The sequence below is a fragment of the Pelistega indica genome (assembly GCF_000506865.1).
In the GTDB taxonomy this organism is placed as follows: Bacteria; Pseudomonadota; Gammaproteobacteria; order Burkholderiales; family Burkholderiaceae_B; genus Taylorella; species Taylorella indica.
This window is the reverse complement of the sequence record NZ_AYSV01000091.1, coordinates 26,468-46,475: the sequence shown is the minus strand read 5'-3', so window position 1 is coordinate 46,475 and position 20,008 is coordinate 26,468. Positions and strand designations below refer to the sequence as shown.

Here is a 20,008-nt window from a genome sequence, read left to right as displayed (position 1 = left end):
TTCTCCTCGTTAATTTTAAACTTAAAGGAATTTACTATGTCAGATCCAATCGTAATCGTATCCGCTGTACGTACTCCAATGGGAGCTATGTTAGGTAGTTTGTCGGGTCTAGCAGCACATGAATTAGGCGCCATTGCGATTAAAGCTGCTGTGGAACGTGCAGGTCTTAAAGCTGAAGATGTTAACGATGTTATCATGGGTAATGTTTTACAAGCAGGTCAAGGTCAGGCGCCTGCTCGTCAGGCTACTCTTGGTGCTGGTCTTCCCAAAAGCGTTGCTTCTTTAACTATCCATAAAGTATGTGGTTCTGGTTTAAAAGCCGTGATGTTAGCCCATGATATGTTACTTGCCGGTAGCACTGATGTGGTGGTTGCAGGTGGACAAGAAAGCATGTCAAACGCCCCTTACCTATTATTAAAAGGTCGCCAAGGTTATCGCTATGGCAATTCTACTGTTTATGACCATATGGCTTTAGACGGTCTAGAAGATGCTTACCAACGTGGCACGGCAATGGGTGTATTTGCTGAACAATGTGTAGATAAATACAAATTTACTCGTGAAGAGCAAGACGCATATGCTATTGAATCATTACGCCGAGCTAACCAAGCAATTGCTGATGGTAGTTTTAAATGGGAAATTGCTCCTGTGACAATCAGTGGTCGTTCAGGTGATACCGTTGTAGATACTGACGAAGCACCAACAAAAGCAAAACCAGAGAAAATCCCATCATTACGTCCTGCCTTCAAAAAAGACGGTTCAGTCACTGCAGCAAACTCATCTTCAATTTCTGACGGTGCTTCTGCTTTAGTATTAATGCGTGCCTCTACAGCTGAAAAATTAGGTGTTAAACCTTTAGCCAAAGTAGTTGCCCACACTCAACACTCACACGAACCAGAATGGTTTACAACAGCTCCAGTTGGTGCTATTCAAAAATGTGCCGATAAAGCAGGTTGGGCACTTAACGATGTTGACTTATTCGAAATTAACGAAGCCTTCGCTGTTGTGACTATGGCAGCAATGAAAGACCTTTCTCTTGACCATGCCAAAGTAAATATCCATGGTGGTGCTACAGCATTAGGTCATCCAATCGGTGCCTCAGGTGCTCGTATCCTAACAACATTAATTGGTGCATTACGCAAAACAAGTGGTAAAAAAGGCATTGCTTCACTATGTATTGGTGGTGGTGAAGCCGTTGCACTTGCTGTAGAAATGTACTAAAACATTCAATAACTAGGAAAGACCTATGCCAGTAATTACGTCAAAAATTAATACTCGCTCGCAAACATTTCTTGAAAATGTAGCGAGTATGCAGGCACAAGTTGATGACCTCAAACAACAATTACACAAAACATCTCTAGGTGGTAGCCAAGCATCTCGTGATAAACATACTGCTCGTGGCAAACTCTTGCCTCGTGACCGTGTTGAACGTTTACTTGACCCTGGTAGTGCTTTTTTAGAGCTATCTCCTCTTGCTGCCCATGGAATGTATGATAATGAGGCACCCGGTGCGGGTATTATCACTGGTATAGGTCGTGTTTCTGGTGTTGAATGCATGATTGTATGTAACGACCCTACAGTCAAAGGTGGGACTTATTACCCAATGACTGTAAAAAAACACCTTCGAGCACAAGAGATTGCTCAACAAAACCGTTTACCATGTATTTACTTAGTTGACTCTGGTGGTGCTAATCTTCCTCGTCAAGATGAAGTATTCCCCGATAGAGATCACTTTGGGCGTATTTTCTTTAACCAAGCGCAAATGTCAGCATTAGGAATTGCTCAAATTGCAGTGGTAATGGGGTCATGTACGGCTGGTGGTGCTTATGTTCCAGCCATGAGTGATGAATCTATTATCGTTAAAAATCAAGGTACTATCTTTTTAGGGGGACCTCCTCTTGTAAAAGCCGCAACAGGTGAAGTTGTTACCGCAGAGGACCTTGGTGGGGGTGATGTACATACGCGCTTATCAGGTGTTGCAGACCATCTTGCCAACAATGATTTACACGCCTTAGAACTAGCAAGAGAAGCTGTTGCACGTCTTAATCTTAAAAAAAATAATCCTCTCAGAGTAATTCCTGTACGAGAGCCTCTATATAATCCTGAGGAGCTCAATGGCATTATCCCTGTAGATACTCGTAAACCATTTGATGTTCGCGAAGTCATTGCTCGTATTGTAGATGGCTCTGAATTCGAAGAATTTAAAGCGCGTTTCGGGACCACACTTGTTACAGGTTTTGCTCATATTCACGGTATGCCAGTCGGTATTATTGCTAATAACGGTATTTTATTCTCTGAAGCTGCCCAAAAAGGTACACACTTTATTGAATTATGTTGCCAACGAAAGATCCCTCTTGTATTTTTACAAAACATTACTGGTTTTATGGTTGGTCGTAAATACGAAAATGAAGGTATCGCACGTCATGGTGCAAAAATGGTAACTGCTGTTTCTACGGCGTCTGTACCTAAGTTTACCGTTCTGATTGGCGGCTCTTTTGGTGCAGGAAACTATGGGATGTGTGGTCGAGCATTCGGTCCAAGAATGCTATATATGTGGCCAAATGCCCGCATTTCAGTTATGGGTGGCGAACAAGCAGCAAGCGTTCTGTCTACGATTAAACGAGACCAATTTGAAGCCAAAGGCGAACAATGGTCTACTGAAGACGAAGAAGCATTTAAAGCACCTATCCGTGATAAATATGAGGTTGAAGGTCATCCTTACTATGCTTCGGCGCGCCTATGGGATGATGGCATTATCCAACCAGCCGATACTCGTCGTGTGCTCGCTTTAAGCCTATCAGCAGCCTTAAATGCCCCAATCGAAGATACTAAATTCGGTGTATTCCGTATCTAAAGGAGACCACGTAATGTTTACAAAAATTCTTATTGCTAATCGTGGTGAAATTGCTTGCCGAGTAGCGTCTACAGCCAGAAAAATGGGCATTCGTACAGTGGCCGTATACTCCGATGCTGATGCCAACTCAGCTCATGTTGCCGCATGTGATGAGTCTGTCTATATTGGAGGATCAGAGCCTCGTCAAAGTTATTTACGAGCTGATGCGATTTTAGAGGCCGCCAAAAAAACAGGCGCTCAAGCTATACACCCAGGTTACGGATTCCTATCAGAAAATGAATCTTTTGCTAATGCCTGTGCTAGTCAAAATATCGTGTTTATTGGCCCTCCAGCTTCATCGATTGCAGCGATGGGAAGTAAATCAGCGGCCAAAGCCCTAATGGAAAAAGCTGGTGTTCCTCTAGTTCCTGGTTATCATGGTGATAATCAAGACCCTGATTTTCTCCAACAAGAAGCTAACCGAATTGGTTACCCTGTCTTAATCAAAGCCAGTGCTGGTGGCGGTGGTAAGGGGATGCGTATTGTACAATCTGAGGCTGACTTTAAAGAAGCACTCAGCTCATGCAAACGTGAAGCTATCAGTAGCTTCGGTGACGATAAAGTTCTAGTTGAGCGCTACCTTAGTAAACCTCGCCATATCGAAATTCAAGTTTTTGCAGATAGTTTAGGCAATACTGTTTATCTATTCGAACGCGATTGTTCTGTGCAACGTCGTCATCAAAAAGTCATTGAAGAAGCACCTGCTCCGGGTATGACACCTGAACGTCGTGCTGAAATGGGTGAGGCTGCAGTTGCTGCTGCCAAAGCTGTTGGCTATGTAGGTGCAGGAACAGTAGAGTTTATCGCTGAACCTGACGGTCGTTTCTATTTTATGGAAATGAATACTCGACTACAAGTAGAGCACCCTGTAACAGAAATGATTACTGGATTTGACCTAGTAGAGTGGCAACTACGTGTTGCCGCAGGAGAACCTTTACCAGCAAAACAAGACGATCTAACGATTAAAGGGCATGCCATTGAATCACGCATTTACGCAGAAAATCCTGACAATGGTTTCTTGCCATCAATCGGGCAATTACAGTATTTCCACTTACCTGACCATGTCAAATTTGAGTTAGGAGATATTCGTGTTGATGGCGGAGTAAGACAAGGTGATACGATTTCTCCTTTCTATGACCCAATGATTGCTAAATTGATTGTATGGGGCAATAATCGTGAACAAGCTATTGCGAGAATGAAACAAGCTTTAGCTAATACACAAGTAGTAGGTGTTAGTACAAATATTGATTTCTTAGGTCGTTTATATAGTAATAATGCATTCACCACTGCTGACCTAGATACAGGCTTAATTGAGAAAAATCAAGCTCAGTTACTACCTCCTATACAGGCAGCTAGCACCGATAAACTTGCTCATTTAGTCGCAGCACTCTTAGCTAAACGAGGACAAGTTTCCTCTACAGCACACTCTCAGCAAGCATCTGTTGATCCTTGGGACTTAACAGATGCATGGCGCATAGCCTCTCAGTATGCTGAAAACATCCATCTCATAGACGGAGAAGAAACACGAGAGATTAAACTAAGCCGAGAAAATAAACAATGGACAATGACTATTGGCGAGCAACACCAATCATTTACATGGTCTGTTAAAGAGGAAGATGGTCGCTACTTGACTAAGATTAGCCTAGATCAAGTTAACTCTAGTGCTGTGGTTGTCCTCAATAAGGAAGAAGCTTATATCTTTGACCAAGGGAAAGTGACTACATTACGCCTACCTGACGACTTACACCATGCAGGCGATGATCAAGGTCATAGCGGAGGCTTAGTCGCACCTATGCCCGGTAAAATCATTTCTTTAGCCGTTAATACTGGAGATGTAGTCAAGGCTGGTCAAGCATTGCTTGTTATGGAAGCAATGAAAATGGAACATACCATTACAGCACCCAAGGATGGCAAAGTAGAAGAAGTTTTCTATGCTGTAGGTGACCAAGTCACTGAAGGTGCTGAGTTGATTAAACTCGGGGAATAAGCACCTAAAATACAAAAAAGCCGAGATATCACTCTCGGCTTTTTTATACCCAATTCGCTAGGAACATTCTCTTTAGATATCTTCCTAAGAATATAGCCTATCATATTTCATCAAGAACTCTTTTAATTTAAACCTAAAAAATGCTCTTGAGCCTGTTGTGCTAGTTTAGCTAATAGTTTTTGTGCTTGTGTTGCTTGCACGCCTTCTTTTTTTAAGTTTTGAATAAATGTTCCTAAGGTTTCACTAACAATTTCTACATCACCATTGAGAATTTTTTTGAACATCAATCCACTGATATGCTCTAAGCGACCATCTGGTAACCTTCTCCAGCCATTGGCTGAAAAAGACACTGTTATATTAGTCATTCGTATCTCCTAGTATATCAAGATACTCATCAATACTTTCTTGATAGTAGTCTGTTAATTCAGTGTCCTGGTCTATGTCCTGAGCATAAGCCAAATAAGCAGAAGCACATTTCTCCACATAGTACTTCACCTCGTCTTTACTCTCAATTGTTTGCAGCAAACTCATCAACACGTGTTGAGTAGCATTTAGCTGCATAGTTAGACGATTATTCGCAGCGACTAAACTCAACAGTAACTCCTGTTGATCATCATCTGCACTATGTTCAAAAAATGTGTCTGCCATTACTGCTCACCTCTTTAATTATTTACGAACTTCAGCAATTAGTGCATCCAACCATACCAGCATAGTATTCATATCATCTTCTGAGATATTTAGAGCAGGCATAAAGCGTAGTAAATTAGCTCGTGGAGCATTTAATAATAAGCCTTCTGGTGCTCTCTCACGTGCTGCTAGTACTAAATCATTGCCATAGTCACCATCAAGTATTAAAGCACGTAATAAACCTAAACCTCGTTCACCTTTGAGCCCATACTTAGCCGAAAGAGTTAATAAGCCTTGTGATAATTGTTCTGCACGTGCATTAACACTCTACTAAAAAGCCTGGTGCAGTTAAGGCATCAAATATCGCCACACCAACAGCCGTCATCAATGGATTACCATTATAAGTACCCCCTTGATCACCATACTCAAATACTGATACTTCTTCTGTTGAGAGTAATGCTGCTAACGGTACACCTCCACCAATCCCTTTACCCAAGGTCATAATATCTGGAGCGATTCCATAGTGTTGGTGAGCAAATAAAGTACCACAACGCCCGTAACCTGTTTGCACCTCATCAACAATCAGTAAAAGACCTTTTTCTTTGGTTAAAGCACGTAACCCCTGCATAAACTCAGGTGTAGCAGGAATAACGCCTCCTTCACCTTGTACTGGCTCTAACATCACGGCAACTGTTTGCTCATCAATTAAAGCCTTAACAGAGTCCAAATCATTCATAATCGCCTTAGGGAATCCATCTACTTGTGGTGGAAATTTTTTATCCCACCCCTCTTTACCTGACGCTGACATAGTTGCAATAGTACGTCCATGAAAACTATTTTGCATCGTGATAATTTTGTAAGCCCCTTGGCGTTTCTTTTGACCCCATTTACGGGCTAATTTAATCGCTCCCTCATTTGCTTCTGCCCCACTATTGGCAAAAAACACTCGATTAAAAACACTTGAATTAACAAGACAATTTGCCAAATCAAGCGAAGGTTGATTATAAAAAGCTGGAGATGGATTAATTAATAACTGACTTTGCTTACTGAGTGCATCAAGCATAACCTTAGGATTATGCCCTAAACAATTTACTGCCCAGCCTTGAATCACATCTAAATAACGCTTACCAGCATGATCTTCCAACCATGATCCTTCGCCTTTAACAAAGACAAGTTCTGGACGAGCCGTAATATCCATTAAGGCTTTTGTTGATTGCACATTAAATGATGACATAAAAACTCCTAAGCGTAAGAAAGTAGCTAATGATGATTGAATAACTTATTTTAAAGTGTTTTAAGCCTTAAGCTAATATTTGTGCGTTTTCTATCTATAAAAACTCTATCCTATCAATAGTACCCGTTATTTATTTGGTAACTGTTAAAATAATTTATCTTTTCTTGCCTATACCCCACTATGCAAACACTTTCAGCGTACACTGGCCGCTTTGCTCCTAGTCCTAGTGGTCCGTTACACGACGGTTCATTAGTAGCAGCAATGGCTAGCTATCTTGATGCCAAAGCCCATCATGGTCGTTGGTTACTACGCATTGAAGATATTGATACTCCTCGCACTGTTACAGGAGCGGATAAGGTTATCATGCAACAATTACAAGCTCTCGGTATGCATTGGGATGGAGAAGTGATTTATCAATCACAGCGCCTTAATCGGTATCAAGAATGCTTTGATTTACTCAATCAACAAGGTTTGATCTACGGCTGTTCTTGTACACGTAAAATCATTACTGACAATGCTATAGCACTTGGCATACATAAATCAGGACAATATCCCTACCTTGGTACCTGTCGGCAAGGAGCTAAAGGCATACCTCGTGCATGGCGACTTATTATGCCAGAGGGTCTATTTAGCTTTGAAGATAGGTGGTTAGGTCGACAAGAACAAAATATCCAACAAGAGATTGGTGATATTATTATTAAACGTGCTGATAAGCTTTTTGCTTACCAATTTGTCGTTGTTATTGATGATTTTGATCAAGGTGTAACCGATATTGTTCGAGGACAAGACATTTTAGACTCAACATTACGTCAGCAATGCATTGGACACTATCTAGGCTTTCCTTCTATTCGTTATTTGCATGTACCCTTAGTAATGGATAGTGAGGGTCGAAAATTATCTAAACAAAATCACGCCAATCCTATTAATTTATCCAACGCCTTACAAAGCTTAGACAAAGCATGGAGAATCTTAGGGTTTAACTCTTTTCACCCCAAAAATATTGAGGCATTCTGGTCTGAAGCAGTCGTTCACTGGGCACAACGATTTGTAAAACACTAATATTTCATAGAAAAAATTTTTTTCCTATTTATTAATGTAAAATCAAATAGTTAGAATGTTATTTGCTTGCTTTAATCTTAAAATTAACAAAAGAATATTAAGGCATTTATGGATTTTCACTTGCAAAATACATTTTCCCTCTCTTATTATCCAAAATTATTGTTTATTTAATTTGGCTTTTACTAACACGAGAAAAGAATGACTAAGACTTTAATTATTGCCGAAAAACCTTCTGTTGCCCAAGATATTTCTCGGGCTCTCGGTGGCTTTGAGCGACACGATGGTTATTTTGAAAATAATCAATATGTCTTATCGTCCAGTGTTGGACATTTATTAACTCTGTTTAACCCTGACGATGTGGTGCGTGGTAAATGGTCTTTTACTCATTTACCTGCCATTCCTAAAAATGGTTTTGATATTCAGCCAGCTGACAAAAAGTCAATGGAGCGTTTAAAACTCTTAGTCAAATTACTCAAACGAAAAGATGTATCCGCCGTAATTAATGCCTGTGATGCGGGAAGAGAAGGTGAATTAATCTTTCGTTATATTATTCAATATGCCAAAGTAAATAAACCCATCCAACGGTTATGGCTCCAATCCATGACAAAGCAAGCCATACTGGATGCATTTAATAATCTTCGTTCAGATGAAAGCATGAAACCTCTAGAGGCGGCTGCACGCTCTCGTGCCGAAGCTGATTGGCTTGTTGGCATTAATGGTACTCGTGCCATGACTGCCTTCAATAGTAAAGACGGTGGTTTCTTTAAAACGCCTATTGGTCGAGTACAAACACCAACACTAGCTATTGTTTTTGATCGTGAGCAAAAAATTCGTCAATTTGAATCCAAAGACTACTGGGAAGTCATTGCTACTTTTGTCGCTGCAGCAGGTATCTATGAAGGCCGTTGGATTGATAAAGACTTCAAAAAAGAATGCCAACAATCCAGAGAAAAAAGAAAATCGTTTATGGTCTGAATCTGAAGCACGAACCATTATTATGGCGTGCAAAAATAAAACAGGTACAGTCTCTGAAGAGTCTAAACCCCTCTCACAATCCTCTCCTGCTTTGTATGATTTAACTTCTTTACAACGTGAAGCTAACTCCCGATTTGGCTATTCGGCAAAAACAACACTGGCTCTAGCACAAGCACTTTATGAGCGCCATAAGGTCATCACTTACCCACGTACTGATTCACGTTATTTACCTGAAGACTATGTCAACACTGTCAAACAAACATTAGGTGAGATTAGCGAAAGTAGCTCTGCTATCAATAAATCACATGTACCGTTTGCTAAAAATATCTTAACTAAGTCATGGATAAAACCAAATAAACGCATTTTTGATAATAAGAAAGTATCTGATCACTTTGCAATTATCCCAACCTCGCAAGTACCTAAAGAATTAAGTGAAGCTGAAGCAAAGATTTATGATTTGATTACAAAACGCTTTATGGCAATCTTTTATCCAGCGGCAGAATACCTAGTAACAACTAGACTAACTCAAGTCTCAGGGCATTACTTTAAAACAGAAGGTAAAGTACTTGTTTCTGCTGGTTGGCTAGAAGTCTATGGTCGAACCACCCAAGAAGGCGATGATCATTTAGTACCCATTGCCCCAAATGAAAAGGTTCATACTGAAGATATTCGTATGGAAACTCATGCTACCAAGCCTCCTCCACATTACACTGAGGCAACATTACTCAGTGCCATGGAGGGAGCAGGTAAGCTTGTTGAAGATGATGAATTACGCGTAGCAATGTCTGAACGTGGTTTGGGTACGCCTGCTACTAGAGCAACTATTATTGAAGGTTTAATCACTGATCAATACCTACGTCGTGAAAACCGTGACCTTATCCCAACCACAAAAACACGTCAATTAATGACGCTATTAAATGGTTTAAATATAAAAGAATTAACCTCGCCTGAATTAACAGGCGAATGGGAGCATAAACTCAAACAAATTGAGCAAGGGTCACTGGATAGAAACCTATTTATGCAAGAGATTGCACAAAACACTCAAGTCATTGTAAAACGTGCCAAAGAATATGAACATGACACAATACCAGGGGACTATGTTACTTTAACAGCACCTTGCCCTGTTTGTGGTAATCAAGTAAAAGAAAACTATCGCCGTTTTGCTTGTACTCACTGTGACTTTTCAATTACGAAAAACCCTGGTGGTCGTAATCTCGAAACAGAAGAGGCTGAAGAACTACTACGCAATAGATCTATTGGACCATTAACAGGCTTTATTAGTAAATTAGGACGTCCTTTCTCGGCTATTTTACGCCTGACAGATGAAAATAAACTTGAATTTGATTTTGGTCAGAATAATGATGAAGATAAAGAGGAGATTGATTTCTCTACCTTAAAAGCATTAGGCAAATGTCCAAAATGTGCCACTGGTCATATTTATGATGTAGGCATGAACTATATCTGTGATCAGTCTAACAATCAAGATAAGCCTTGTGATTTTAAATCTGGTAAAGTCATTCTGCAGCAGGAAATTTCATCTGAACAAATGCAAAAACTACTGGAAACTGGCAAAACTGATTTACTTGAAAACTTTGTCTCTAATCGGACAAATCGTAAATTTAAAGCTTATTTGGTGTTAGATAATAAAGGTAAAATCGGTTTTGAGTTTGAAGAAAGAGGGGCAGCAAGCAAAACAGCTACCAAAACAAGCTCAAAAGCAGCGACTAAAACAGCAGCTAAAAAAGCGACAAAATCGGTAACAAAAACAGGGCGTAAAGTTGCTACTAAATCAGCAGCAAAAACAACTACTACAGCTACTAAGAAAAAAACTAAGAAAGAATAAGCCCTTGTATTTTTGAACTCTAGCCACCCTGATAATATGCCATTATCAGGGTATTTTTATGTCTTATGCCATTCCTCATGAACAAAAGAAAACAGCTAAACTAGACTATCTGCTAAACTATCCCTATTAGTTGTTACCTTAGGTTTTTACCTTATGAAAAACACATTGATCAATAAATATAATATTCCTGGCCCTCGTTACACAAGTTATCCTACTGTGCCATATTGGGATGAAGAAAGTTTCAGCAAAGACAGATATATTGAGACGCTTAAGCGCAGTTTTGAAGAATCAAATGATAATGAAGGCATTAGTCTATATCTACATTTGCCTTTCTGTGAAAGCCTATGCACTTTCTGTGCCTGTCATAAACGTATCACAAAAAAACACGAGGTAGAGGATCCTTATATCCAAGCCATCCTAAAAGAGTGGCGTATGTATTTGGATATTCTTGGTCGCAAGCCCAAAATAAAAGAAATTCATTTAGGTGGAGGCACACCGACTTTCTTCAGCGAAGCAAATCTTCATCATTTACTTACGACTATTTTTTCCACAGCCGACTTAGCAGAACACCCAGAGCTTAGTTTTGAAGGTCACCCAAATAATACTCGTCGTACCCACTTACAAACACTTTATGATCTAGGTTTTCGTCGTGTGAGCTTTGGTGTTCAAGATTATGATCCAATAGTTCAAAAAGCTATTCATCGTATCCAACCAGCTGAAAACGTATTAAATGTTACTAATGCCGCTCGCGAAATAGGATATACCAGCGTTAGTCATGATCTTATTTTTGGGCTACCTTTCCAGACATGGAAATCTATGGAAAATACTATTCGCCGTACTATTGCTCAAAAGCCAGACCGTTTAGCTTTCTACTCGTACGCTCATGTTCCTTGGATTAAAGGTAATGGACAACGTGGATACGATGAGAACGACTTACCCTCTGGGGAAGAAAAACGTGCTTTATACGAAAATGGTAAAGCTTTGCTTGAAGAATTAGGTTATGTGGAAATAGGGATGGATCATTTTTCCTTACCGTCAGATGACTTATATCAATCAATGCTCAAGTAAAAAAATTCATCGTAATTTTATGGGATATACCTCGTCATCAACACAATTAATGATTGGTCTTGGCGTATCAGCAATTGGTGACTCATGGTACGGTTTTGCACAAAATGAAAAAGTTCTTGAGGACTATTATGCACGCCTTGAAGCAAATGAACTACCTCTTTATCGCGGTCACTTACTCAATCAAGAAGATTTAATCATTCGTCGTCATATTCTAAACCTCATGTGTTTATTAGAAACTCATTGGGATAAGCCCGATATGCAATTTCCTGAACTTCCTGATGTTCTGAATCGTTTGCAAGAAATGCAAGCCGATGGCCTAATAGAAATAGGCTCTAATTACCTAAAAATTACCGATTTAGGTCGTACTTTCGCCCGTAATATCTGTATGTCTTTCGACCTCCGTATGTTACGCAATCAACCAGAAACTCGTATTTTCTCTATGACGGTGTAGGTAATCACATGAGCCAAGCCCAGATTATTCCTGAAATTAAACCACAGCAAAGTATTGAGCTACTAAAAGAGCTACATATTTTGACTCGTGAAGGCAAGCTAAACCAAGACACACGCCGTAAACTTAAACAGGTATACCATCTTTATCAATTTATTGAACCATTAATGGCAGATATTATTGAGCATAAACATAGCCTTAATTTAGTCGACCATGGTGCTGGAAAATCTTATCTTGGCTTTATCTTATATGATTTATATTTAAAACAATTTGAAAATGCTCATGTTTACGGCATAGAAACACGAGCTGATTTAGTTAAAAAATCTATTGATTTGGCTAATCGTTTAGGATTTAGTCAAGGCATGCATTTTATGCAAATGACGGTGGAAGAATCCATTATCACCAAAGAGCTACCAGAAAAAATTGATATTGTGACAGCTTTACATGCATGTAATACCGCCACTGATGATGCTATTCGTTTTGGTCTTGCTCATAATGCACGTTACATGGTGCTAGTGCCCTGTTGCCAAGCTGAGGTGGCTTCCATTTTCAGAAAAGAAAAAAGTTCTGTTCTTGGTAAAACTCCCCTATCAGAATTATGGCGTCACCCTATTCATACCCGTGAATTTGGTTCTCATTTAACCAATGTGTTACGTTGTCTACAACTTGAAGCACGAGGCTATCAAGTGACAGTCACTGAATTAGTAGGTTGGGAACATTCCATGAAGAATGAGCTAATTATTGCCAAAAAAGTAGGTGGATTCAAAAAAAGTGCTTGAGAACGCCAACTGGCTATTCTCGAGCAATATCATTTATTAGCTTTGCGTGATAGATTTGCTTATTAGCTGATTATTCTTCTACGTACCAATTATCCTCTGATAACATCACTTGTTGATGTCCATAACCAGCCGGCATCATAGGGAAACAATTCTCCTGTGCCTGAACTCGCACATCTAAAAAATATGGTCCTGTTGCTTTAAAACACGCCTCCAGAGCCTCTGCTAAGTAACTTGGATTAGACACTTGAGTACCTTCCCAACCAAACGCTTTAGCTAAGGCTACAAAATCAGGCATACTCTCATTATAACTATGACTATAACGCTCACTATGAATAAGCTCTTGCCATTGACGCACCATCCCCATATGCTGGTTATTACATAAAATCACCTTAATATTTGCTTTGTGCTGCATCGCTGTCGCCATTTCTTGGATATTCATCAGAATTGATGCATCTCCCGTAATACATACCACTGTTGCATTAGGATTGCCTATCTTGGCTCCAATAGCAGCAGGCATACCATAGCCCATAGTACCTGCTCCACCAGAGGTTAGCCAACGATTAGGGCGATTAAACTGCAAGTATTGTGCTGCCCACATCTGATGTTGGCCAACATCAGTACTAACAATAGCCTCTGTTGTTTGCACCCATTGATTTACTTCAGTCAATAAATGCTGTGGCAAAATAACTTCCGTAGAAGGATTAAACGATAAACATTCTTTCGCCTGCCATTTGGCAATCCGCTGCCACCATTCCGTCAAGCGTCCTGTGTCTTGCTCTAATGATTTGACTTCATTGAATAAATCACAAAGCACCTCATAACAGTCTCCTACTAGCGCCACATCAGCACGAACAACTTTATCAATAGAAGCAGGATCAATATCTAAATGAACTTTTACGGCATGAGGACAAAAATCTGATAATCGCCCAGTAATACGATCATCAAAACGTGCGCCAATACAAACAATCAAATCAGCATGATGCATGGCTAGATTTGCTTCCAACGTACCATGCATCCCTAGCATACCTAAGAACTGCTTATCACTAGACGGAAAGGCTCCTAGTCCCATTAGTGTTAGCGTACAAGGTGCGCCAGAGTAACTCACCAAATTACTAAACACTTCACATGCTTTTTTACCTGAGTTAATTAACCCGCCTCCACCATAAAAGACCGGACGTTTAGCATTAACAATTAATGATGCCGCTCGCTTAATCGCTGCCTGTTGAATAGAGGGAGATACTTGTAAAGGCTTATCTAATGGCACAGCTTTACTACCCTCAGCTGGGACTATCGCCATTTGAATATCTTTAGGAAAGTCTAGCAATACAGGCCCTGGTCTACCTTGTGTTGTTAATTGATAAGCTTTAGATGTTAACCCTACGACATCTTCACTACGTTTAATCTGTGCATTCCATTTAGTCACAGGGCGTGAAATACCTACCGCATCACATTCTTGGAAAGCATCTGTACCAATCGCACTAGTCGCTACTTGACCACTAATGCATAGCACAGGGATAGAATCACACATTGCATCTAATAACCCTGAAGTGGTATTTGCCATTCCTGGTCCTGACGTAACTAATACCACTCCTGGTTTGCCTGTTGAACGAGCATAACCTTCTGCAGCATGTATTGCTGCTTGCTCATGACGAACTAAAATATGACGAATCCGTTTTTCAGAATACAAGGCATCATATAGAGGTAATACTGCACCACCGGGATAACCAAAAATAGTATCTACACCTTGTTCAATTAAGGTATTTAAGAGCGCTTGAGCACCTGACAAAGTATTTTCTGAAGACATAATAGTAAAAAAAAATTTAAAAAATAGTCATACCATTGTAGCCTATCTATTGAGATTGTTTTATACATCTTACTAACAATTTAGGGTATGCTATTAGATTATTGACATCCCTTACAAAAGGAATATAAATGAGTACCCCTATTATTGTTAAACGCAATACTGTTCCCCAAATTCAAGCGATGAAAGGACAACAAAAAATTGTGTGTTTAACTTCGTATTCAAGCCCTTTTGCACGTATCCTAGATGAATTTGTAGATCTTATTCTAGTGGGCGACTCTACGGCTATGGTGGGATACAATATGGAAAACACCTTAACCATTACACTTGAACAGATGGCAGCTCATGGTCAAGCCGTTATGCGTTCTACCCAAAAAGCCTGTGTAGTGGTTGATATGCCGTTTGCCAGCTACCAAGAATCCAAAGAACAGGCATTCCGTAATGCCGCTTATTTATTAAAACAAAGTAATGCTCAAGCCGTCAAAATGGAGGGTGGCGCTTTCTTAGCAGAAACAACTCGTTTCTTAACGGAGCGAGGGATTCCTGTCATGGCTCATGTAGGACTAATGCCTCAATACTTCAATACGATGGGTGGATTTAAAGCTCAAGGCTTATCCGAAGAAATGGCAGAACGTATTTATCAAGATGCGATTGCTCAATCTCAGGCAGGCGCATTCAGTCTTGTTATTGAAGGAAGTGCTGAATCTCTTGGTCGTCGTATTACTGAGAATATTGCTATTCCAACCATTGGTATAGGAGCATCACCCGCTTGTGACGGTCAAATTTTAGTCACAGAAGATATTCTCAACTTAAGTGGCCCACGCATCCCAAAATTTGCCAAACAATTTGCTGATGCGCAAGCAATCATTCGCGAGGGAGTCAAAGCCTATGCAGAAGAAGTACGCAACGAAACATTCCCTACTCTTGATCATTGTTTTGGAGTAGCAAAGAAAAATGCCTAAAACGCTTAAACCTCTTCCTATAGTAGGAGAACCATGCATAGTGTCCGCCAATCAACATTACATGGGCAAGGGGTTTTTGCCCTTAAAGATATTCCAGCTGGTACAAAAATTATTGAATATGGTGGCAAAAGAATTACCACTGAACAGGCTGATGCTCTTTTTCCTGTGAATCCCGATGATCCTTTTCATACATTCTTTTTTGCTACATCAAATGGTTTGATTATTGACGGCGGTCAACAAGGTAATGATGCACGATGGATTAATCATAGTTGTACACCGAACTGTGAAACACAAGAAAATGAAGAAGGTACGCGTGTCTTTATCTACGCCATCAAAGATATCAAAAAAGGAGAAGAGTTATTCTATGACTATAGCCTTATCCTTGATGGACGTATCACTAAAAAACGTAAAGCAGAATATCGGTGCTTATGTGGGACACCTAACTGCCGAGGTACCATGTTAGCCTTAAAAAAATCTAACTAATTAATCGTGTAGACCTCACTACTTAAACATGTTTTTGAAGCCATTGTAAACATTGCTCAAAAGTTTCTGCTTGATAATCAACACTACAAGCGATCATCAAGTTTAAATTTAAACCAAAATCCTCAACTTCATAGCCTTGAATATCCTTACCATGCTGATGAGGAATTTGTGAACGCAGTGTAATCTGCTGTTGTGTGTAAACAGCCACTGTTTTCCCTTTTGCCTTAGCATAACCAATTTCAAAAACAGTGCCCGAGTCTGGCTCAAACCCTCTAAATGGATTTACATTCGCCACCACAATATCTGACTGATTAATTAGGTTTATATTTGCTTGGTAAATCCAATGAGCTAATTCAGCACCTGATAATCCCTCTGGTGCATGATTATCCAACGGATATAATCCAGTGAACCCATACTGTGTGCAGAGTTGTTGCAAATGTTCACCATGTTTAATCGCATCTATCCTAAATACATCAAAGCCTGCTAAATAAATGTTCATTTTTCTCTCTATTCTCTCTATAGAAAAGACAACGAGTATTTTAGATTATAATTAGCTCGATTCTATTTTTTTATAGGTTTATCCATGCGTGTAAAATTTATCATTGGTGGTCTTATACTAGCTCTAGGTGCTATCTACCCGTTAGCCAGCAAAGTCCATGGCGATAAGACTCAATCTCGCCTAGAAAACGAAATAGCAGAAGTTAATCAATACATTCAAAATACATTGAACATCAAAGACTTCTCTTTTACCTACAAAAAAACCGAATCTGATATTTTTTCTACCCACTATATCTGGAGTGTTAACTATCAAGGAAAAAACATTGATTTAGTTGAACAAGATATTGAGCATGGTCCTTTACCATTTAGTCGACTTAAACAGGGACTACTTGCCCCTGTTAGCTATAGTAGTGAGTTAAAACTTATCAGAAATAGCAATACTGAACCTTTCTTTAACGCCTTCCAACAAGAGAATCCTATCGTTATTAATTATCGTTATGGTTATGATAAAAAAATCAAAGGAACAGCTACGATTGCTCCTTTGAGCATTAATGACACAGAGAAAAAATTCAAACTTACTTCTGAACAACATGAACTATCATTTAACACCAACCGTGAGCTAACGGACTCAAGTGTTTCGCTAAATTTTTCAGGAATGAGTCTTTCATCTCTTGATAAAGAAAACCCTTTCAGTCTTATCATTAGTCCAGGAACAATTTCTTCACAGAGTCATGCAACGAAAGAGGGTAAGTTATATCTAAGTAATACTGACTTAGATGGTATGCAACTCAAATTCGATGAAATTGATGTTGCCTATAAGAAATTGAAAAGCCATTCAAATATGAACGACGATGGTAAACAAATTTCAGTTCAGCTACAAGATGAGTACCAAGAAATCGCTATTAATGATGTACCTTTTGGACAATTAACCACTAATATTGGCTATAACCGCCTAGATTCTGCCGCAACCAAGCAACTATTCTCTCAACTAGCGCAAATCTTAAAAGAGAACTTCATTTTGGCACTCAAGAATCCTAGTGAGATGGGCAATAGTGAGGATATTTTTGCAAAAAATGCTCTACGATTAGGAGCATCCTCCCTTGCATTATTTAACCAAAAGCCAGAAATTAATTATGGTCCTATCCGTATTCGTAATAAAGGCGGGGAAGCTAGTATTACTGCTGATGTAGGAATGATTTTACCTGAACTAAACAAAACGGTGACTGAAGACGTTGTTTTTTCCATGCTGTCAAAAATCAACCTTGATATTCAAGTAGAACCTTCTACGCTGAGTCAATTATTATTTGATTCATTTACACTTAGTGCAAAAATAAACCATCTAAATCTCCCAACCAAAGATGATAAAACAGAACTAGATGCAATTACCCATGACATTGAGAAAGCATTATTAGAAGCTAAGTTGGCAGAAAAAAAAGGGAATGCATTATCTTTCACTATTCAAGCCGAAGCACCTAATGGCAAATCAATTAAAGAAGTAGAAACTATTAATTTTAATGGCACATCATTACCATTGACTGAATTACTCTTGGATCTTAATACAAAAGCTGAAAAGGCTACTACCTTATTGGAACAAACAAATATTGAGCAACGCCTTACCCTTTTATCAAGTAAATTTATCAAGGATGAAGACATACCTGATGAAACTAGTGATGAAAAACAGTAAATTCATCAAGCTTTCTAACCAAACTTTCCAAGTACAATAATGCTTTAGACGAAAAGGTGTTTCTTTATGTATAAAGAAACACCTTTTATTAACTTATCCACCCTTTTAGCTCTGACTCTACCTAGTAGCTACCTGAGACTTAAAATCAACACTTCCTACGTACTCCTAAGAAGCTGTTTCCAACCCCAAATACTGTGCTTTAATCGTCTCATCAGCATAAATCTGCTCAATACTACCCGAAAACTTAATCTCACCCTTTTCTAAGACATAGGCCCTATCCGCCACATCTCGTACAAAATCCAAATTTTGCTCAGACAGTAAAATGCCAATATCCTGCTCTTTTAAGGTTAATACCATATTTTTTAACTGATCAACAATGATAGGAGCAACACCTTCACTAGGTTCATCTAATAATACTAAATAGGGATTTCCCATCAATGTTCTTGCAACACTTAACATCTGTTGCTCCCCACCACTCATCTTAGTACCAGGTCTATCTAGCATACGTCCTAAATTTGGAAATAGCGTAAATAATTTTTCAGGTGTCCACTCCACTACAGGGCGACCATCTTCCCAAACTCTTGCAGATTGTTTTCCAGTTAATAAATTCTCTTGTACATCCAAATCAGCAAAAATTCTTCGCTCCTCAGGGACATATCCTAGACCTAAGCGAGCTATTTTATAAGCAGGTAAACCGAGTATAGGCTTATTCATGAATACGACGTCACCTTGCTTATGCTCCACCAACCCCATAATTGTTTTTAAAGTAGTAGACTTACCTGCTCCATTACGCCCCATCAAGGCGACCACTTCGCCACGATTAACCTGTAAGCCAACATCAAATAAAATTTGTGCTTGCCCATACCATGCATTTAAATGGCTTACTTTTAGTAATTCACTCATTAATAACCCTCTAGACCTTGTTATTGCCAAGATAAATTTCTTTGACTAAAGCATTATTTCTTATCTCTTCAGGTGTCCCTGTCGCCACAATGCTACCTGCTGCCATCACGATAATTCGATCAGCAAACTTGAATACCACATCCATACTATGCTCAGTAAATAGCACGGCCATATTTTTTTCTTGAGCGATCTTCTTAGTCAACGCCATCATAGCTATTCGCTCTGTTGGAGACATACCCGCTGTTGGTTCGTCCATTAATAATAACGTTGGATGATTAGCTAACGCCATAGCTAACTCAAGCCTTTTAACATCGCCATACGCAATTTCACTTGCTGCTGTATGAGCATTTTCCACCATGTCCACTTGTTTCAGCAACAGTAATGCCTCATCTTGTAAATCTGTATCACCATGGTTAAATAAGGCTATCTTGTTTCTCAACGCTATTTGCAATGCTAATTGCACATTTTCTAATACAGTAAGTGATGAAAAAATCTCCGCTATTTGAAATGTTCTTCCAATACCTAGAGCCCAAATTTTATCGGCACTTAAGCCAAGCAGACTACGATTTTTAAATAAAATCGAACCATTATTGGGTTGAGTTTGACCTCCAATCATATTAAAGGTGGTGGACTTACCAGCTCCATTAGGACCAATCAAGGCAAGCATTTCACCCTCTTGAAGATCAAAACTAACATGATTAACTGCCCAAAAATCACCATAGGATTTATTAATATCTTCTATTTTTAACAAACTCATGAATAAATCC

Annotated in this window: 16 protein-coding genes and 2 pseudogenes; 11 read left to right on the top strand and 7 right to left on the bottom strand. The window is 39.3% G+C overall.

Annotated elements, in window-relative coordinates:
- Positions 1 to 36 precede the first annotated feature (36 nt).
- From V757_RS23150 to V757_RS23140, 3 genes are read left to right on the top strand one after another with little or no spacing between them, the layout of a single operon-like run.
- On the top strand, positions 37 to 1,218 hold the full coding sequence (locus V757_RS23150; protein ID WP_023951644.1) for an acetyl-CoA C-acyltransferase: 1,182 nt from the start codon (positions 37 to 39) through the stop codon (positions 1,216 to 1,218).
- A gap of 25 nt (positions 1,219 to 1,243) precedes the next feature.
- Entirely contained in the window at positions 1,244 to 2,851 is a 1,608-nt protein-coding gene (locus V757_RS23145; RefSeq protein ID WP_023951642.1) for a carboxyl transferase domain-containing protein, read from the top strand.
- A 13-nt stretch (positions 2,852 to 2,864) separates the two neighbouring features.
- A complete protein-coding gene (locus V757_RS23140; protein WP_023951639.1) occupies positions 2,865 to 4,877 on the top strand; it encodes an acetyl/propionyl/methylcrotonyl-CoA carboxylase subunit alpha in 2,013 nt (670 codons plus the stop codon).
- A 122-nt stretch (positions 4,878 to 4,999) separates the two neighbouring features.
- Here the strand turns inward: V757_RS23140 and V757_RS23135 are convergent, their stop codons facing one another.
- From V757_RS23135 to V757_RS23125, 3 genes and pseudogenes are all read right to left on the bottom strand, one after another.
- Positions 5,000 to 5,242: a hypothetical protein gene (locus tag V757_RS23135; protein ID WP_023951638.1), complete on the bottom strand. Its 243-nt coding sequence runs from the start codon at positions 5,240 to 5,242 to the stop codon at positions 5,000 to 5,002.
- A complete protein-coding gene (locus V757_RS23130) occupies positions 5,235 to 5,525 on the bottom strand; it encodes a hypothetical protein (RefSeq protein WP_023951635.1) in 291 nt (96 codons plus the stop codon). The genes V757_RS23135 and V757_RS23130 overlap by 8 nt, the downstream gene beginning before the upstream one ends.
- 18 nt (positions 5,526 to 5,543) lie before the next feature.
- Positions 5,544 to 6,738: pseudogene (locus tag V757_RS23125) on the bottom strand (acetylornithine transaminase).
- Between the two features lie 180 nt (positions 6,739 to 6,918).
- On the opposite strand from V757_RS23125, the gene gluQRS reads away from it, so the two are divergent.
- The 5 genes and pseudogenes from gluQRS to V757_RS23105 all read left to right on the top strand — a co-directional run bounded on the left by gluQRS (position 6,919) and on the right by V757_RS23105 (position 12,910).
- Positions 6,919 to 7,797 carry a tRNA glutamyl-Q(34) synthetase GluQRS gene (gluQRS, locus tag V757_RS23120; RefSeq protein ID WP_023951633.1) on the top strand — a complete coding sequence of 293 codons (879 nt, stop codon included), beginning with the start codon at positions 6,919 to 6,921 and terminating at the stop codon, positions 7,795 to 7,797.
- 198 nt (positions 7,798 to 7,995) lie between these two features.
- Positions 7,996 to 10,615, top strand: a pseudogene (locus tag V757_RS23115) (DNA topoisomerase III).
- Between the two features lie 153 nt (positions 10,616 to 10,768).
- Complete coding sequence (locus V757_RS23110; RefSeq protein ID WP_245587016.1) at positions 10,769 to 11,683, top strand: coproporphyrinogen-III oxidase family protein; 915 nt, start codon at positions 10,769 to 10,771, stop codon at positions 11,681 to 11,683.
- A 19-nt stretch (positions 11,684 to 11,702) separates the two neighbouring features.
- Positions 11,703 to 12,134, top strand: a complete 432-nt coding sequence (locus V757_RS29960; RefSeq protein ID WP_245587015.1) for an oxygen-independent coproporphyrinogen III oxidase — start codon at positions 11,703 to 11,705, stop codon at positions 12,132 to 12,134.
- Between the two features lie 8 nt (positions 12,135 to 12,142).
- Positions 12,143 to 12,910, top strand: coding sequence for a class I SAM-dependent methyltransferase (locus V757_RS23105; protein ID WP_218184500.1), 768 nt, complete (start codon positions 12,143 to 12,145; stop codon positions 12,908 to 12,910).
- Between the two features lie 70 nt (positions 12,911 to 12,980).
- Here the strand turns inward: V757_RS23105 and ilvB are convergent, their stop codons facing one another.
- Positions 12,981 to 14,714 (bottom strand): biosynthetic-type acetolactate synthase large subunit, encoded by a 1,734-nt coding sequence (gene ilvB / locus V757_RS23100; RefSeq protein WP_023951631.1) that lies wholly within the window; start codon positions 14,712 to 14,714, stop codon positions 12,981 to 12,983.
- 128 nt (positions 14,715 to 14,842) lie between these two features.
- On the opposite strand from ilvB, the gene panB reads away from it, so the two are divergent.
- Both panB and V757_RS23090 read left to right on the top strand, forming a co-directional pair.
- Positions 14,843 to 15,673, top strand: coding sequence for a 3-methyl-2-oxobutanoate hydroxymethyltransferase (gene panB, locus V757_RS23095; protein WP_023951629.1), 831 nt, complete (start codon positions 14,843 to 14,845; stop codon positions 15,671 to 15,673).
- Positions 15,674 to 15,706: 33 nt separating this feature from the next.
- Positions 15,707 to 16,156: an SET domain-containing protein gene (locus V757_RS23090; RefSeq protein ID WP_023951627.1), complete on the top strand. Its 450-nt coding sequence runs from the start codon at positions 15,707 to 15,709 to the stop codon at positions 16,154 to 16,156.
- A gap of 22 nt (positions 16,157 to 16,178) precedes the next feature.
- On the opposite strand, the gene V757_RS23085 is transcribed toward V757_RS23090, so the two are convergent.
- Entirely contained in the window at positions 16,179 to 16,655 is a 477-nt protein-coding gene (locus V757_RS23085; RefSeq protein ID WP_023951625.1) for a nucleoside 2-deoxyribosyltransferase, read from the bottom strand.
- Positions 16,656 to 16,739: 84 nt separating this feature from the next.
- Between V757_RS23085 and V757_RS23080 the strand changes: the two genes are divergently transcribed.
- Complete coding sequence (locus tag V757_RS23080) at positions 16,740 to 18,338, top strand: DUF945 family protein (protein ID WP_023951623.1); 1,599 nt, start codon at positions 16,740 to 16,742, stop codon at positions 18,336 to 18,338.
- A gap of 165 nt (positions 18,339 to 18,503) precedes the next feature.
- Here the strand turns inward: V757_RS23080 and V757_RS23075 are convergent, their stop codons facing one another.
- Together V757_RS23075 and V757_RS23070 are read right to left on the bottom strand one after the other, a co-directional pair.
- Positions 18,504 to 19,241 (bottom strand): ABC transporter ATP-binding protein, encoded by a 738-nt coding sequence (locus V757_RS23075; protein ID WP_023951621.1) that lies wholly within the window; start codon positions 19,239 to 19,241, stop codon positions 18,504 to 18,506.
- A gap of 10 nt (positions 19,242 to 19,251) precedes the next feature.
- On the bottom strand, positions 19,252 to 19,998 hold the full coding sequence (locus tag V757_RS23070; protein ID WP_023951619.1) for an ABC transporter ATP-binding protein: 747 nt from the start codon (positions 19,996 to 19,998) through the stop codon (positions 19,252 to 19,254).
- Positions 19,999 to 20,008 lie beyond the last annotated feature (10 nt).